The 15,039-nt window shown below is 61.5% G+C and carries 16 protein-coding genes; 6 read left to right on the top strand and 10 right to left on the bottom strand.

The features are described from left to right. Positions 1–72: 72 nt before the first annotated feature. The gene (locus ABX75_RS02345; RefSeq protein ID WP_047881397.1) at positions 73–978 is read left to right on the top strand and encodes a cation diffusion facilitator family transporter; all 906 of its coding nucleotides are present in this window, start codon (positions 73–75) and stop codon (positions 976–978) included. Here the strand turns inward: ABX75_RS02345 and ABX75_RS02340 are convergent. The 5 genes from ABX75_RS02340 to ureE form a co-directional block, all read right to left on the bottom strand. Then, positions 950–2,068 (bottom strand): AGE family epimerase/isomerase, encoded by a 1,119-nt coding sequence (locus ABX75_RS02340; protein ID WP_034111545.1) that lies wholly within the window; start codon positions 2,066–2,068, stop codon positions 950–952. The two genes, ABX75_RS02345 and ABX75_RS02340, sit on opposite strands and share 29 nt — an antisense overlap. A 464-nt stretch (positions 2,069–2,532) precedes the next feature. Then, the gene (locus ABX75_RS02335; protein WP_047881396.1) at positions 2,533–3,105 is read right to left on the bottom strand and encodes a HupE/UreJ family protein; all 573 of its coding nucleotides are present in this window, start codon (positions 3,103–3,105) and stop codon (positions 2,533–2,535) included. A gap of 22 nt (positions 3,106–3,127) precedes the next feature. Further along, positions 3,128–3,742, bottom strand: coding sequence for an urease accessory protein UreG (gene ureG, locus ABX75_RS02330; protein ID WP_034095639.1), 615 nt, complete (start codon positions 3,740–3,742; stop codon positions 3,128–3,130). 39 nt (positions 3,743–3,781) lie between these two features. Beyond that, on the bottom strand, positions 3,782–4,456 hold the full coding sequence (locus ABX75_RS02325) for an urease accessory protein UreF (RefSeq protein ID WP_047881395.1): 675 nt from the start codon (positions 4,454–4,456) through the stop codon (positions 3,782–3,784). Beyond that, positions 4,453–4,953 (bottom strand): urease accessory protein UreE, encoded by a 501-nt coding sequence (gene ureE, locus ABX75_RS02320; RefSeq protein ID WP_034095641.1) that lies wholly within the window; start codon positions 4,951–4,953, stop codon positions 4,453–4,455. The genes ABX75_RS02325 and ureE overlap by 4 nt, the downstream gene beginning before the upstream one ends. Positions 4,954–5,230: 277 nt before the next feature. Here ureE and ABX75_RS02315 point away from each other — a divergent pair, with 277 nt between their 5' ends. Next, positions 5,231–5,737, top strand: coding sequence for a C40 family peptidase (locus tag ABX75_RS02315; RefSeq protein ID WP_047881508.1), 507 nt, complete (start codon positions 5,231–5,233; stop codon positions 5,735–5,737). Between the two features lie 5 nt (positions 5,738–5,742). Here ABX75_RS02315 and ABX75_RS02310 read toward each other — a convergent pair whose 3' ends face one another. Together ABX75_RS02310 and ABX75_RS02305 are read right to left on the bottom strand one after the other, a co-directional pair. Continuing rightward, positions 5,743–6,375 (bottom strand): TetR family transcriptional regulator, encoded by a 633-nt coding sequence (locus ABX75_RS02310; RefSeq protein WP_034095642.1) that lies wholly within the window; start codon positions 6,373–6,375, stop codon positions 5,743–5,745. Between the two features lie 152 nt (positions 6,376–6,527). Then, positions 6,528–6,932 carry a hypothetical protein gene (locus ABX75_RS02305; RefSeq protein WP_034095643.1) on the bottom strand — a complete coding sequence of 135 codons (405 nt, stop codon included), beginning with the start codon at positions 6,930–6,932 and terminating at the stop codon, positions 6,528–6,530. A gap of 370 nt (positions 6,933–7,302) precedes the next feature. Here ABX75_RS02305 and ABX75_RS02300 point away from each other — a divergent pair, with 370 nt between their 5' ends. Continuing rightward, positions 7,303–9,372 carry an AsmA family protein gene (locus ABX75_RS02300; RefSeq protein WP_034095644.1) on the top strand — a complete coding sequence of 690 codons (2,070 nt, stop codon included), beginning with the start codon at positions 7,303–7,305 and terminating at the stop codon, positions 9,370–9,372. A gap of 97 nt (positions 9,373–9,469) precedes the next feature. On the opposite strand, the gene ABX75_RS02295 is transcribed toward ABX75_RS02300, so the two are convergent. After that, on the bottom strand, positions 9,470–10,000 hold the full coding sequence (locus ABX75_RS02295) for a bacterioferritin (RefSeq protein ID WP_034095645.1): 531 nt from the start codon (positions 9,998–10,000) through the stop codon (positions 9,470–9,472). Positions 10,001–10,175: 175 nt separating this feature from the next. Between ABX75_RS02295 and ABX75_RS02290 the strand changes: the two genes are divergently transcribed. Next, positions 10,176–11,066, top strand: a complete 891-nt coding sequence (locus tag ABX75_RS02290; RefSeq protein ID WP_047881394.1) for a triacylglycerol lipase — start codon at positions 10,176–10,178, stop codon at positions 11,064–11,066. Here the strand turns inward: ABX75_RS02290 and ABX75_RS02285 are convergent. After that, complete coding sequence (locus ABX75_RS02285) at positions 11,063–11,941, bottom strand: DMT family transporter (protein WP_047881393.1); 879 nt, start codon at positions 11,939–11,941, stop codon at positions 11,063–11,065. The genes ABX75_RS02290 and ABX75_RS02285 overlap by 4 nt on opposite strands. 120 nt (positions 11,942–12,061) lie before the next feature. On the opposite strand from ABX75_RS02285, the gene ABX75_RS02280 reads away from it, so the two are divergent. After that, the gene (locus ABX75_RS02280) at positions 12,062–12,364 is read left to right on the top strand and encodes a PsiF family protein (protein ID WP_034095648.1); all 303 of its coding nucleotides are present in this window, start codon (positions 12,062–12,064) and stop codon (positions 12,362–12,364) included. 188 nt (positions 12,365–12,552) lie between these two features. Continuing rightward, entirely contained in the window at positions 12,553–13,566 is a 1,014-nt protein-coding gene (locus ABX75_RS02275; RefSeq protein WP_034095649.1) for an AI-2E family transporter, read from the top strand. A gap of 125 nt (positions 13,567–13,691) precedes the next feature. Here ABX75_RS02275 and ABX75_RS02270 read toward each other — a convergent pair whose 3' ends face one another. Then, positions 13,692–14,960: an Hsp70 family protein gene (locus ABX75_RS02270; protein ID WP_034095650.1), complete on the bottom strand. Its 1,269-nt coding sequence runs from the start codon at positions 14,958–14,960 to the stop codon at positions 13,692–13,694. Positions 14,961–15,039 lie beyond the last annotated feature (79 nt).

The following is a 15,039-nucleotide window of genomic DNA, read 5'->3' as shown; positions in this document are numbered from 1 at the left end:
CGACATAAGGTACACTCCCTGTCTGAAAGCCGCTCCGTATCGTGCGGATTCAGGGTTTTGACGGGAGGCAATGTGAGTAACCGAGGTGAGCAGGCACTGCTCAAACAATCGACGATTCTGATGTTCGCAGTCGCGATCGCCGGGATTGTCACGGGCGTGATATCCGGCGCCCAATCCATTCTGTTCGACGGCTTTTTCTCGCTGATCGCCACCGCCATCAAGGTGCTGATGCTGATCACGGCCAAGCTGATCGCCAAGAAAAGCAACGAGCGTTTCCAATTTGGCTACTGGCACTTGGAACCCATGGTGCTGTTGATCGAAGGCAGTTTCCTGCTGCTGATCGCTATCTATGCGTTTCTCAACGGTGTGTTCGGCATTATCAATGGCGGGCGCGAGGTCGAATTGGGCCTGGTGATCATCTACGCGGCGGTGTTTACCGTCGTCGAGTTCGGCTATTTCTTCTATGTGCGTTATCGCAACCGCGCACTGAAATCGTCGTTGATCCAGTTCGATAACATCAGTTGGCTGGTGGACGCGATGCTGTCGGTGGGGCTGCTGATCAGCTTCCTGGCCGCGCTGTTGCTCAAGTCCCAGGGCTATGGCGAATGGGCGGTGTATGTCGACCCCATGATCCTTATCCTGCTGGCCCTGAGCATGCTGGCGCCGGCGTTCAAGATCCTGCGCCCGGCGTTGCGCGACGTGCTGGGGATTGCCCCGGATCATCTGGACGACAAGGTGCGCGAGGTTATGGACGCCGCGACGGCTAGACATGGTTTCGAAGAGTACGTGTCGTACGTGCAGAAGCATGGACGCGCTCGGTTTATCGAAATCCATGTGGTGTTGCCAGCGGATTACCCGGTGGATAACGTTGCGACCCTAGACGGATTGCGCGAAGAGATATCCACAGGGCTCGGCAAGCCGGATGCGGCGCGCTGGTTGACGATCAGCTTTACCGCAGATCGTAAGTGGATTGCGTAAGGCCCTGGTAGCAGGTCGCCAAGTGATATGGCGTGGTCGACGGCATGTCCCGTCGGCTCACGGCGCCGTTGGCATCCAGGCATTCGTGCCAGCCTTTGTCGTGCAGGAAATGCTGCTGCAGCGCCAGCAATTGGCGTTGCAACACCGCTTGGCTGTTGGGGCGCAGGGTCAGCGCGCGCAGGTATTCGGCCTGGGCCCAAATGCGTTGGGTGCCGTCGCGCACGCTGCCATCGAGGGCAAGCATGCCGCTGACCGCGCCGGTCACGTTATCCACACCCTTGAGTTCGGCATAGGCAAACGCCCGCGTCAGTGAAGCGTGCAACGGCGTACCGCGCAGCACATCCGACGATTCCAGCAAAAAGAACCATTCGAACTGGTGCCCGGGCTCAAACCAGTTATCCACAGCACCCAGCGGTTTTTCCATCATCACGCCGTGCTGGCGGTCGATGAAGCGCTGTTGCATAGCGGTTGCCAGGCTGAGCAGAGCGGCTTGCACGGTGGCGTCCTCACGCACCGCGAGGGTGGCCAGAAAGCCTTCGGCCAAATGCATCAACGGGTTCTGCAACGGGCCGGAATCGAGCGACGACCAGTTGCGCTCCAGTACGGCTTCGTACAGGCCGTCATCTGTGGCGAAGCGTTGCGCGACGACTTCCAGGGCCGCATTGAGTACCGATTCCACCAACGGTTCGCGCACCTTGGCCCAGTAATGGGCACAGGCGAAGATGATGAATGCGTGGGTGTAGAGGTCTTTGCGCATGTCCAGCGCCTGGCCGGCGGGGTCGATGCTGTAGAACCAGCCGCCGTGTTCGGCGTCGTGGAAGTGCCGCTGCAAGGAGCGAAACAATGCGGCTGCCCGCACTTGGGCAAACTCGGCATCGGGTTGGCCGATCAGGCTGGCGAACAGATACAACTGCCGGGCGCAGGCCATGGCGCGGTAGCGTTGCGGCGGCAAAGGATGGTGATCGGCGTCCAGCGCCTCGTAAGGCAACGCCAGCTCGGCATTCCAGCCTGGGCCCTGCCACAGCGGCACGATCAGGTCATGGAAGTGGGTGAGCACGGTGTTCAAAGAGGGTTGGGAAGCGCTGGGCATTGGCTGGCGTCGTCACGGCAGAGGTGTAGGCGCGCATGGTAGCAGGCTTGGGTTCTGTGGTGTCTGTGGCACAGCTATCGGGGGCAAGCCCCCTCCCACCTTTTGATAGCGCTGCAGTCAAATGTGGGCAGGGGCTCGCCCCCGATGAGGCCTTCAGCCGTGCGGCCAATCAGCCCGCCAGCCACCAGACCCCTCCCACCGTTTGAGAGCGCTGCAGCCAAATGTGGGAGGGGGCTTGCCCCCGATGAGGCCTTTAGCCGCACTGCCAATCAGCCCGCCAGCCACCAGCCCCCTCCCACCTTGTGATAGCGGCCAAATGTAGGAAGGGGCTTGCCCCCGATGAGGCCTTCAGCCGCGCTGCCAATCAGCCTGCCAGCAACCAGAACCCTCCCACCTTGTGATAGCAATGCAGCCAAATGTGGGAGGGGGCTTGCCCCCGATGAGGCCTTTAGCCGCGCTGCAAATCAGCCCGCCAGCAACCAGACCCCAGTCGCCGCCGAAGCCGCCCCGGCCACTCGCACCAATGGCGCCGCCGCTGCCGGCAGGAAGCGCACCAGTGCATAACCGGCTGCGTGCAGTGCTGCCGTCGCGCCGACAAAACCGGCGGCGTATGCCCAAGGGCTGGACATCTCCGGCAGTTCCAGGCCATGGGCCACACCGTGAAACAGCGCAAACAACGCCGTGGCTGCCATCGCCATCAACAGCGGCGGCCGCACCGCCAGCGCCACGGCCAGGCCCAGGGCCAGCACCGAGGCGGCAATCCCGTTTTCCAGCGCCGGCAGTGCCAGGCCCTCGAAACCCAGCAGGCCGCCGATCAGCATCGTGCCCACAAACGTGCACGGCAGTGCCCAGCGCGCGGCGCCTTTCTGCTGGGCGGCCCAGAGGCCCACCGCCAGCATGGCCAGCAAATGATCGAGGCCGCCCAAGGGGTGGCTCATACCGGCCACCAGGCCGTTATCGCCGTGGCCGGGGTGGGCGAAGGCCAGCGCCGGAGCGAGAAGCAGGGCAGCGGTGGCAAAGAGTTTGTTGAGGCTCATAACTAGCTTCCTTGAAGAGAGATCAGGCGGCGGTCAGCAGACCCTGGCGTTCGATAAAGGCCACGATGTCGTCCAGGCCGACCCCGGTTTTTTGGTTGCTGAACACAAAGGGTTTACCGTTGCGCATGCGCTGGGTGTCGCTGTTCATCAGTTCCAGCGAGGCGCCGACCAAGGGGGCGAGGTCGATCTTGTTGATCACCAACAGGTCGGATTTGCAGATGCCCGGGCCGCCTTTGCGCGGCAGCTTGTCGCCGGCGGACACATCGATCACGTAGATGGTCAGGTCCGACAGTTCCGGGCTGAAGGTCGCCGACAAGTTATCCCCACCGGACTCCACCAGGATCAGGTCCAGGCCGGGGAAGCGGCGGTTGAGTTGATCCACCGCTTCGAGGTTGATGGAGGCGTCTTCACGAATCGCCGTGTGCGGGCAGCCGCCGGTTTCCACGCCGATGATGCGCTCGGGCGCCAAAGCCTGGTTGCGCACCAGAAAGTCGGCGTCTTCGCGGGTGTAGATGTCGTTGGTGACCACCGCCAGGTTGTAGCGATCGCGCAGGGCGAGGCACAGGGCCAGGGTCAGGGCGGTCTTGCCGGAGCCTACCGGGCCGCCAATGCCGACGCGCAAGGGTTGTGTGTGCATGTGCTTCTCCGAAGTAAAGGGCGCCAAAATCTAAAGAACCTATGAACGAAACAGGCGGCTGTACTGGCGCTCGTGGGCCATGCACGCCAGGGACAGGCCAAACGCGGCGCTGCCGCAGTGGTCGGGGTCGATGCGACTGGCGTCCTGCTGGGCTTGTTGCAACAGCGGCAGCAGTTCGCTGGTCAGGCGCTGGGCAGCTTGCTGGCCCAGGGGCAGGGTTTTCATCAGCACGGCCAATTGGTTTTCCAGCCAGCTCCACAGCCACGCGGCGAGCGCGTCTTCGGCGCTGATGCTCCAGGCGCGCGCGGCCAACGCCCAGCCGAGGGCCAGGTGCGGTTCGCTGAGGTGGTCGAGAAAGTGACGTGCGGCGGCGTCCAATTCGGGCAATCCGTTGAGCAGTTGTTGCAGGGAATAGCCCATCTGCCGACTTTCTTGATACAGCTCGCGAGTCTCACGGCTGGCGCGGTGTTCTTCGCACAATTGCGTCAGCCGCGCCCAGTCCTGAGCGGCAGCCGCCCGGCAGTGGGCGAACAGCAAAGGCGCTTCGAAGCGCGCCAGGTTGAGCAGCAACTGGTCGCCGATCCAGCGCCTGGCGCTGGCCGCATCGCAGACGCGGCCGTTCTCCACGGCCATCTCCAGGCCCTGGGAATAGCTGTAGCCGCCAATCGGCAATTGCGGACTGGCCAGACGCAGCAACGCCCAAGCTGGGTTCATAGACGCACGCCGAACTGATGCAGCTTGGGCGGGTAGTTGAAATCTTCATCGCCATGGCGCGAGTGGTGATGGCCGCCGCCGTAGGCACCGTGCTCCGGTTGAAAGGGCGCCTCGATGGTTTCGGTGTGGGCGCCCAGTTGTTCGAGCATGGCCTTGAGCACGTAGTCGTCGAGCAGGCGCAACCAACCATGCCCGACCTGCAGCGCCACATGGCGGTTGCCCAGGTGATAGGCGGCGCGGGTCAGCTCATAAGCGCTGCTGCAGGTGACGTGCAGCAGCTGTTCAGGGCGTGCAGTGACGCGTACGACACGTCCGTCTTCCGCCTGTAGGCATTCGCCATCGTGCAGCGGCGGCTGGCCACGCTCCAGAAACAGGCCGACGTCTTCACCATCGGCACTGAAACAGCGCAGGCGGCTTTTGCTGCGCGCTTCGAAATTCAGCTGCAACTCAGCGGCCCAGAGGGCTTGGGGGGCAATTCGGCGATGGATCACCAGCATCAGAAGGCTTCCAGCTAGGGGCAATGAACCAGCTAGAGCAAGGGCCTTGCCAACCCCGCAAAAGCGTAGGAATTACCTGTAGGTGGGGAGGCGGCTGCCACCGAATGGGGCAGTGCTGCGCGCAGGGAGTGCCTCAATATGGTGCGTCTGCCGGTGGCTTGCCCCGGACATGGGCGCTTTGGGATTTTTCCTACGACATCTCGGGATTCGGCGCTCAGCGCGCTACACGGCCGGTGATTAGGCTTTGCGCCGTGTTTAATCCGCTGCGATGTTCATCATGTTTAAGTCATTTTTATGTTCGTTTTTTATCGGCTTGTCGTTTGTTGTGTCGTCGGCTTCAGCCAACTATCAACCGCGTTCGACCCTCGGCGCGTCACTGCAAAGCCTGCCGTCTGCCTCGATTACCAATGTGATCGACCGGGCCCATGAATTGTTGGGCACACCTTATAAGTGGGGCGGCATGTCGGTGGAGCAAGGCTTCGATTGCAGCAGCTTGCTGGTCTACCTGTTCAAGACCCAAGCCAATATCCAGATCCCACGCACCACGGCGGCGATGCACCGTTCAACGGCCGCCACCATCCAGCGCAGCGCTCTCAAACCCGGTGATGCGGTGTTTTTCAAGGGCAATGGGAGCGGGCAGGTCAGTCACGTCGGGCTTTACATCGGCGAGGGTAAATTCATTCACTCGCCCCGTACCGGCAAGAACGTACGCATCGACTCGTTGAGCAACAGTTATTGGAACAAGCACTACACCACCGCCAAGCGTTTCCACGCGGCGGGTTGATTGGTCTACTCGGTGCTGCCCAGCCCTTGCCAGTGCTTGAGGCCGATAAAGATAAAGCGCAGCTGTTGAGTGATCTTCGCCTGGGGCGTGAGGTGGGCCGGCAGAGCCTGGGCCGGAGGGTCGATGATATCGGGCAGGGTGGCGAACACGCTCTTGACGATCAGGTCGGCCATCACATGCAAGCCTTCGGCATTCAGGTGTTGCAGCTTTGGCATCAGCGTCAGGTCGGCCGCCAAGTCGCGGGTGATGTCTTCGCGCAGTGCGGCGATGGCCTGACGCACGGCCAGGCAGCCGCCATATTGCTCTCGGGCCAGGAACAGGAATTGCGAGCGATTGGCCGACACCACATCGAGAAAGATGCGTACGGAGGCATCAATGATGCCGCCCATGACGAATTCGTTATGGCGCACCAGGCGAATGGTGGCGCGGAAGGTCTGGCCGACTTCGCTGACCAGCACCAGGCCCAGTTGATCCATATCGGCAAAGTGTCGATAGAAGCCGGTGGGGACAATGCCGGCCGTTTTGGCCACTTCGCGCAGGCTCAAGCTGCCAAACCCACGGCCGCACTCCATCAGATGACGAGCAGCGTCCATCAGGGCAAGGCGGGTCTGTTGCTTTTGTTCGGCACGGGGCAGCATGGGCGGGCGGGCTTTGTGGACAAGTACAGCGACGCACTCTAGCAAAACCGCTTGATCGGCGTCGAACTTGGCGGGGTCAGTGGCGAGACAGGTTCTGCAGAAAGTCAAAAGCCCGATCGGCGGATCGGGCTTTTTTCTGGGCCACCACAGGCTCAGCTCTGTGCTTGATGCATTTCTTCCAGGCGGTCGGCACCACCTTCGGCAACGGCATTGCGTTCCAGCAGACGATCAGCACCACCTTCGGCAACTCCGTCAGTGTAGGTGCGTTTGTTGGCACGGTCGGAACCACCTTCGGCCACTGCGTTGCGCTCCATCAAACGATCCGCGCCGCCTTCGACCAAACCTTTTTCTTGCAGGCGATTAAAGCCGTTTTCAGCAACAGCGCCTTTGGCGTAGTCGCGGTTCTCTTCTTCTTGCGAACCGCTGCGTGCCACGGTTTGGCTCGACTGCACGGCTTGGGCTTTGTTCTGTGGGGTGGCTTGTTCGGCGGCTGGCAGGGCAAAGGCGCTCGAAGCCAGGACAGATAACAGGACGGTAGCGAGTACTTGGCGTTTCATGATCAGTTGCTCCTTGGGAGGGCGATAAAGTGGGTACGTGGCTAATGCTACTCTCGATAAGTCGATATAAAAGTTCATAAACACAATGGTAATAATCAACAGAATTGATTGTTCTCGCCGAGGCCTCTAGATCGCACCTCTCAAGCACGCGGTTTTGCACCATGGTGGGTATTTTCGACACGCTGGCGGGTAACATTGGTGCGCCATCGATGGTGGAAACTGTCGATCCGGTCAGGAAAACCAGTTTTTTGCGCGACTTCTCGCCCTTAAAACGCGATCGGGTTAAACCCGTGGGCGGTTTGCCAGTCGTAGTCTTGTAAGCTGTTCTAAAGGCTGTCACCCAGCCGGTCGTATTCAGGAGTTCTGTGCAATGACGCGCACTCGTAAAGTCGTGGTTTGGAGCTGCGCCAGCTTCGTCGTGTTAATCGCTGCGGTAGTGCTGTTTCTAGTGTTTTTTGATTGGAACCGCATCAAACCGCCCCTCAATGCCAAAGTGTCCGAAGAGCTGCATCGCCCGTTTGCCATCAATGGCAACCTTGCCGTGAAGTGGCAGCGCGAGCCCGACGAAGGCGGCTGGCGCGCCTGGGTGCCGTGGCCCCATGTGATTGCCGAAGACCTGACCCTGGGCAACCCCGACTGGTCGAAAAAGCCGCAGATGGTCACCCTCAAAAAAGTGGAGCTGCGCATTTCGCCCCTGGCATTGTTGGCGCAACGGGTGGTTATCCCACGTATCGACCTCACTGAGCCGAGCGCCGAATTGCAGCGCCTGGCCGATGGCCGCGCCAACTGGACCTTCACGTTCGACCCTAAAGACCCCGACGCCGAGCCCTCCAATTGGGTGGTGGACATTGGCGCCATCGGGTTCGACAAAGGCCATGTGACGCTCGACGATCAAACCCTCAAAACCCAGCTCGACGTGATCATCGACCTGTTGGGCAAACCCATTCCCTTCGGCGAAATCGTCGGCGATGCCGATGCCAAAAAAGCCTTGGAAAAAGGCTCGGCCCCTCAGGACTACGTGTTCGCCCTCAAGGTCAAAGGCCAGTACCACGGCCAGAAGCTCGACGGTGCCGGCAAAATCGGCGGGCTGTTGGCTCTGCAGGACGCAAACAAACCGTTTCCGCTGCAAGCTCAGGTCAAGATCGCCGACACCAGCATCGCCCTGGCCGGCACGCTGACCGACCCTCTTAACCTTGGCGCCCTCGACCTGCGCCTCAAACTCGCCGGCACCAGCTTGAGCAACCTGTACCCGCTGACCGGCGTAACCTTGCCCGATTCACCGGCGTACGCCACCGACGGTCACCTGATCGCCAAGCTGCACGACGCCAGTGGTGCGTCGTTTCGCTACGAGAACTTCAACGGCAAGATCGGTAACAGTGATATCCACGGCGACCTGGCCTACGTCGCCAGCCAGCCAAGGCCCAAACTCAGCGGTACGCTGGTGTCCAACCAGTTGCTGATGACCGACCTCGCGCCCCTGATCGGCGCCGATTCCAATGCCAAGCAAAAGGCCCGTGGCGGCGACAGCAAGCAGCCGGCGACCAAGGTGCTGCCGGTGGAAGAGTTCCGCACCGAGCGCTGGCGCGACATGGACGCCGATGTGGAATTCACCGGTAAGCGCATCGTGCACAGCGCCGACTTGCCTTTCACCGACCTCTACACGCACCTGGTGCTCAACGATGGCGAACTGAGCCTGGAACCCCTGCGTTTCGGCGTGGCCGGCGGCAAGCTCGATGCGCAGATTCGCCTGAATGGCCGCACCACGCCCATGGAAGGTCGCGCCCGGCTCACCGCGCGCAACTTCAAGCTCAAGCAACTGTTCCCCAGCTTCGAACCGATGAAAACCAGCTTCGGCGAACTCAACGGCGATGCGGATATTTCCGGGCGCGGCAACTCCGTCGCGGCGCTGCTGGGCACCTCCAACGGCGATCTAAAGATGCTGATCAACGACGGCGCCATCAGCCGTGGCCTGATGGAAATCGCCGGCCTCAACGTGGGCAATTACGTGGTGGGGCGCCTGTTCGGCGACAAGGAAGTAAAGATCAACTGCGCGGCGGCGGACTTCGGCGTCAAGAGCGGCCTGGCCACCACGCGGCTGTTCGTGTTCGACACCGAGAACGCGATCATCTATGTCGACGGCACGGCCAACATGGCCACAGAGCAGTTGGACCTGACCATCACCCCTGAGTCCAAAGGCTTTCGCCTGTTCTCCCTGCGCTCGCCGCTGTACGTCAACGGCCCATTTATCAAGCCCAACGCGGGCGTTAAAGCCATTCCCCTGGCCCTGCGCGGTGCAGGCATGGTGGCCCTCGGTGTGATCGCCGGCCCCGCCGCCGGCCTGCTCGCCCTAGTGGCCCCGAGCGGTGACGCGCCGAACCAGTGTGCGCCGTTGTTGCAGCAGATGAAGGAAGGCAAGGCGCCGAAGACGGTGAAGGGTTGACATGACGCACGTTGAATAAGTGGGAGCAGGCAGGCCCTCTCCCACACAAACAAAAGGGGAGCTGACTGATCAGCTCCCCTTTTGTTTGTGTCGCGGTTTACAGGCTTTCGAGAATATCCGCCATGTCGTCCGCGTGCTCTTCTTCCTGGGCCAGGATGTCTTCGAAGATGCGGCGGGTGGTCGGGTCTTTGTCGCCGATGTATTGGATGATCTCGCGGTAGCTGTCTACGGCGATACGCTCGGCGACCAGGTCTTCGTAGACCATTTCTTTGAGGGTGTTGCCCGCCACGTATTGCGCGTGGGAGTTCTTCGACAGCAGGTCGGGGTTGAACTCAGGTTCACCGCCCAATTGCACGATGCGCTCGGCGAGTTTGTCGGCGTGTTCGGCTTCCTGGGTGGCGTGTTCGAGGAATTCCTGCGCGGCGACGGCGGCTTTGATGCCGCTGGCCATGAAGTAGTGGCGCTTGTAGCGCAGCACGCACACCAGTTCAGTGGCGAGGGAGGCGTTGAGCAGGCGAATGATTTCTTCGCGGTCAGCGTCATAGCCCTCGGTCACGGCACCGTTTTCGACGTTCTGGCGGGCGCGGCTGCGCAGGGTGGCAACGTCGGTCAAGTTTGCTTCAGTCATCTCAATCTCCTGGGGCTAATCCGGGTTACGCCACGCTCTGTCGGCGTGATCGCTCCAAGTTGTGAGTGCTGGGCGAGGCAAAAAGTTTTATCGGATTTGCCGCCGGCGTCATCAGCCGGACTTGCAGTTGGGCTAGGCTGCACGGCATCCAAGTATTTTCGAGGACGTTCGCTTCATGCCGCAGTCGTTAGCCACACGTTATCCGTTGGTACTGGTGCCCGGCATGCTGGGGTTCGTGCGTATTGGGCTATTCCCCTATTGGTACGGCATCGTCCCGGCCCTGCGCGCGGGTGGGGCGCAAGTCTTCCCTGTGCAGGTGGCGCCGTTGGATTCCAACGAGGTGCGCGGCGAGCAATTGCTGGTGCAGATCGAGCGCATCCGCCGCGAGACCGGCGCAGAGAAGGTCAACCTGATCGGCCATAGCCAGGGCTCGCTCACCGCACGCTATGCAGCGGCCAAACGGCCGGAGTGGGTGGCGTCGGTGACGTCGGTGGCTGGGCCCAATCACGGCTCGGAACTGGCCGACTACTTCCACACCCATTACCCCATCGACAGCGTCAAGGGGCGGCTGGTGAGCGCGTTGTTGCACCTGGTGGCTCGGCTAATGGGCCTGCTGGAAACTGGCTATCGCGGCCCGCGCTTCAAGGCGGACTTGCAGGCGTCGCACCAGTCCCTGACCAGTGCCGGTGTGGCGCTGTTCAATCGCCAATACCCCCAGGGGCTGCCCGACACCTGGGGCGGCCAGGGCGCGGCGCAGGTCAACGGCGTGCGTTATTACTCATGGTCTGGCACCTTGCAGCCAGGCAAGACCGACCGCGGGCGCAACCTGTTCGATGGCACCCACCGCAGTTGCCGGCTGTTCGCCCGCAGTTTCGTACGGGAGAAAGGCCAGTGCGATGGCATGGTCGGGCGATACAGTTCGCACCTGGGCGTGGTGATTGGCGACGACTATGCGCTGGACCACTTCGACATCGTCAATCAGTCCCTAGGCCTGGTGGGCAAGGGCGCCGAGCCGATCCGCCTGTTTGTCGAGCACGCACGACGCTTGAAGGCGGCGGGGGTTTAAGCGGATCGACGCACCGGTGTGGTCCAGCGTTCCGACAGAACCACGCCGCCCAGGGTCAGCAACCCACCCACCAAGTGATACAACGCCAGTTCTTCCTTGAGCACCGCCGCCGCAATGAGTGCGGTGATCAGCGGCAGCAGGTTGAAAAACAGCGTGGTGCGGCTCGGCCCGAGGGTTTTGACCGAATGCATCCACGCCAGCGGTGCGAGCATCGACGCCAGCACGCAGGCGTACAGCACCAAGGGAATATTCCCCCAGCCCAGGCCGGCCTTTGCGGAGAACAGGTACAGCGGTAACAGCACCACCACCGCCACCAGTATCTGCAAATACAACAACACCAACGGCGGCAGGCGCAGCTGCCATTTTTTCAGCAGCGTGCTGTAGACCGCGTAGGCCAGGGTGGCCACCAGCATCATCGCGTCGCCCAGGTTGACCCCATGTTGCAGCAGGGCGCCGAGGCTGCCGGCCGACACCACCACCGCCACCCCGGCAAAGGACAGCACCGCACCCGTGAGCGCGCCGAAGGTCAAGCGCTGGCCGAGGCTGATAATGGCGGCGGTCAACGCCATCAACGGCATCAGCGACAGAATGATGCCCATATTAGTGGCGCTGGTCAGCGACGCGGCGTAATACGCCAGGCTCTGGTACACCGCCATGCCTAGTACGCCGAGGATGCAGACCTTGCCCAGGTTGGGGCGGATGGTCGGCCAATGAGCGATCACCGGTTTGAGCATGAACGGGGTAAACAGCAGGGCCGCCAGCAGCCAGCGGTAGAAACCGATTTCGGCAGGGAAGATCGAACCCACGGCCAATTTGTTGACCACGGTGTTGCCGGCCCAGATAAAGATGGCCAGCAGGGGATAAGCGTATTGCATGACAGCGCCGCATGGATGAATGAGCGGGGATTATCCTCTCTCAGCGCCGGAAGGTGTAACAAGGATTGACTACACTCTGCACAGGCCGTGCCCTCCGCATGGTAACCGGGAGAAAACTCCATGAAGATGCTGCGTATTCCGTTGTTGATGATGGGCCTGCTGCTGTGTGCCCAGGGCTTTGCCGCCACCGCCCAGCAGACCAAGATGACCACCTGCAACGCCGAAGCCACCACCAAGACGCTCAAGGGCGATGAGCGCAAGGCGTTTATGAAAACCTGCCTGTCGGCCCCGGCCGCCAACGATGCCAAGACGCTGACGCCGCAGCAGCAGAAAATGAAGGATTGCAACGCGTCGGCGAAAACCAAGGCGCTGACCGGTGATGCGCGCAAGACCTTTATGAGTAGCTGCCTCAAGGGCAGTTGAGTAGGCGACTCCTCTTGGGTGAGGGCGACTCATCGACTTGCCCCCGATAACGGTGTATCAGTCAGCTCTTGCGTCCACTGATGCACCGCAATCGGGGGCAAGCCCCTTCCCACGCTTGATCGCACTCGCTTGATTCCCTTAAGGCTGGCAGACTGCCCATCCTTTAACGCCGTTCGTTTTGAGGCTGTATGCCAACGTTTTCTCAGCGTCATATGTTGTTGCTGGCCAGCTACATCATTATTTTTGGCGGATTGCTGCTGGTATTGCCGCTCAAGTTGCTACCCAGCCTGCTGGCCGGTCTGTTGGTCTACGAACTGGTCAACATGCTCACCCCTCAACTGCAACGGCTGATCGAAGGCCGGCGCGCGCGCTGGCTGGCGGTGGCCTTGCTGGGCACCGTGATCGTCAGCGTGCTGACGCTGATCTTTGCCGGCGCTATCAGCTTCCTGCTCCACGAAGCGGAAAACCCTGGCGCTTCCCTCGACAAGTTCATGGGCGTGGTCGACCGTGCGCGCGGCCAACTGCCGCCCTTCCTCGACGCCTACCTGCCCGCCAGCGCCGCCGAGTTCCGCGTGGCCATCGGCGACTGGCTGAGCAAGCACCTGAGCGAACTGCAACTGGTGGGCAAAGACGCGGCGCACATGTTCGTCACCCTGCTGATCGGCATGGTGCTCGGCGCGATCATTGCCCTGCAACGGATTCCCGACCTGACCAAGCGCAAGCCCCTGGCCGCGGCGCTGTTCGACCGCCTGCACCTGCTGGTCCAGGCGTTTCGCAATATCGTCTTCGCGCAAATCAAAATCGCCGCCCTCAACACCGCCTTCACCGCGGTGTTCCTGGCCGTGGTGCTGCCGCTGTGCGGCATTCACCTGCCGCTGACCAAGACCCTGATCGTGCTGACCTTCCTGCTCGGCCTGTTGCCGGTGATCGGCAACCTGATGTCCAACACCCTGATCACCATCGTCGCGCTGTCGTTGTCGATCTGGGTCGCCGTGGCTGCGTTGGGCTATCTGATCGTGATCCACAAGGTCGAGTACTTCCTCAACGCCCGCATTGTGGGCGGGCAGATCAGTGCCAAGTCGTGGGAATTATTGTTGGCGATGCTGGTGTTCGAAGCGGCATTCGGTTTGCCGGGGGTGGTGGCGGGGCCGATTTACTATGCGTACCTCAAGAGTGAGTTGAAGCTGGGGGGGATGGTTTAGGCTTTGTGGTGCCTGGGCTGACGCCATCGGGGGCAAGCCCCCTCCCACCTTTGAATGCGTTCACAAATCAAAATGTGGGAGGGGGCTTGCCCCCGATAAACTCACCTCGGTATCCCAGGTGAAATTCAGCAGCCGTAGCGCTTACTCGCCTCAATCGCCAACCCGCTGCCGATACTGCCGAAAATATTCCCTTCCACATGCCGCGCATTCGGCAACATCGCCGCGATGCTGTGGCGCAGTGCCGGGATGCCGCTGGAGCCGCCGGTGAAGAACACGGTGTCTACCTGCGCCACGCTGACCGAGGCATCGTTGAGCAGTTGAGTCACGCTGCCACGTACACGTTCGAGCAGCCCGTCGATGGCTGACTCGAACAAGCTGCGGCTCAGGTCCACGCTCAGGCCACGCTCGATGCGGTCGAGCGGCACATGGCGATTGTCGTCGTGGGTCAGCTGGATCTTGGTTTCTTCCACTTCCATCGCCAGCCAGTGCCCGGCGCGCTGTTCGATCAGCTTGAACAGGCGGTCGATGCCGCCGGTGTCTTCGATGTCGTAGCGCATGCTGCCCAGGGCCAACTGGGATTTTTGCGAGTACACCGAGTTGATGGTGTGCCAGGTCGCCAGGTTCATGTGGTGGCTGGTGGGCATGTAGGCGCCGCTCTTCATGCGGCTGCCGTAGCCGAACAGCGGCATCATGCCGGCCAACGAGAGTTGCTTGTCGAAGTCGGTTCCGCCGATGTGCACGCCGCCGGTGGCGAGGATGTCATCGTGGCGGTTGTCGTTGTGGCGACGCTCCGGTGACAGGCGCACCAGCGAGAAGTCGGACGTACCGCCGCCGATGTCGACGATCAGCACCAGCTCTTCCTTTTCGATGGTGGATTCGTAGTCGAACGCTGCGGCAATCGGTTCGTACTGGAACGAGATGTCTTTGAAACCGATCTTGCGGGCCACATCTACCAGTGTGTTTTCCGCTTCCTGGTCGGCCAGCGGGTCGTCATCCACAAAGAACACCGGGCGCCCCAGCACCACTTCTTCGAACTCGCGGCCGGCGTTGGCTTCGGCGCGGCTCTTGAGCTGGCCGATAAACAGCGCCAGCAGGTCGGTGAACGGCATCGCCGTGCCCAATACGCTGGTGTCGTGCTTGATCAGCTTGGAACCCAGCAGGCTCTTGAGCGAGCGCATCAGCCGGCCTTCGTAGTTTTCCAGGTATTCGTGCAGGGCCAGGCGACCGTAGACCGGGCGACGCTCCTCGAAGTTGAAGAACACCACCGACGGCAGGGTGATTTTGTCGTCCTCCAGCGCAATAAGCGTCTCCTCGCCGGGGCGGATCCAGCCGACGGTGGAGTTGGACGTGCCGAAATCGATGCCGCAGGCACGGGCTGGGGATGGGTTTTTCATGTCTATCGGGTTCCGGTCGAAAAACGGCCGCGCAGTGTATGCCAGTCGAGGGCCGATGCGTAGGCCGACTATCTGTTAA

Origin of the sequence: Pseudomonas sp. ARP3 (assembly GCF_001029595.1) — a bacterium.
In the GTDB taxonomy this organism is placed as follows: domain Bacteria; phylum Pseudomonadota; class Gammaproteobacteria; order Pseudomonadales; family Pseudomonadaceae; genus Aquipseudomonas; species Aquipseudomonas rhodesiae.
Note: the sequence above shows the minus strand (reverse complement) of the source record. Positions and strands in the feature narration are given on the sequence as shown.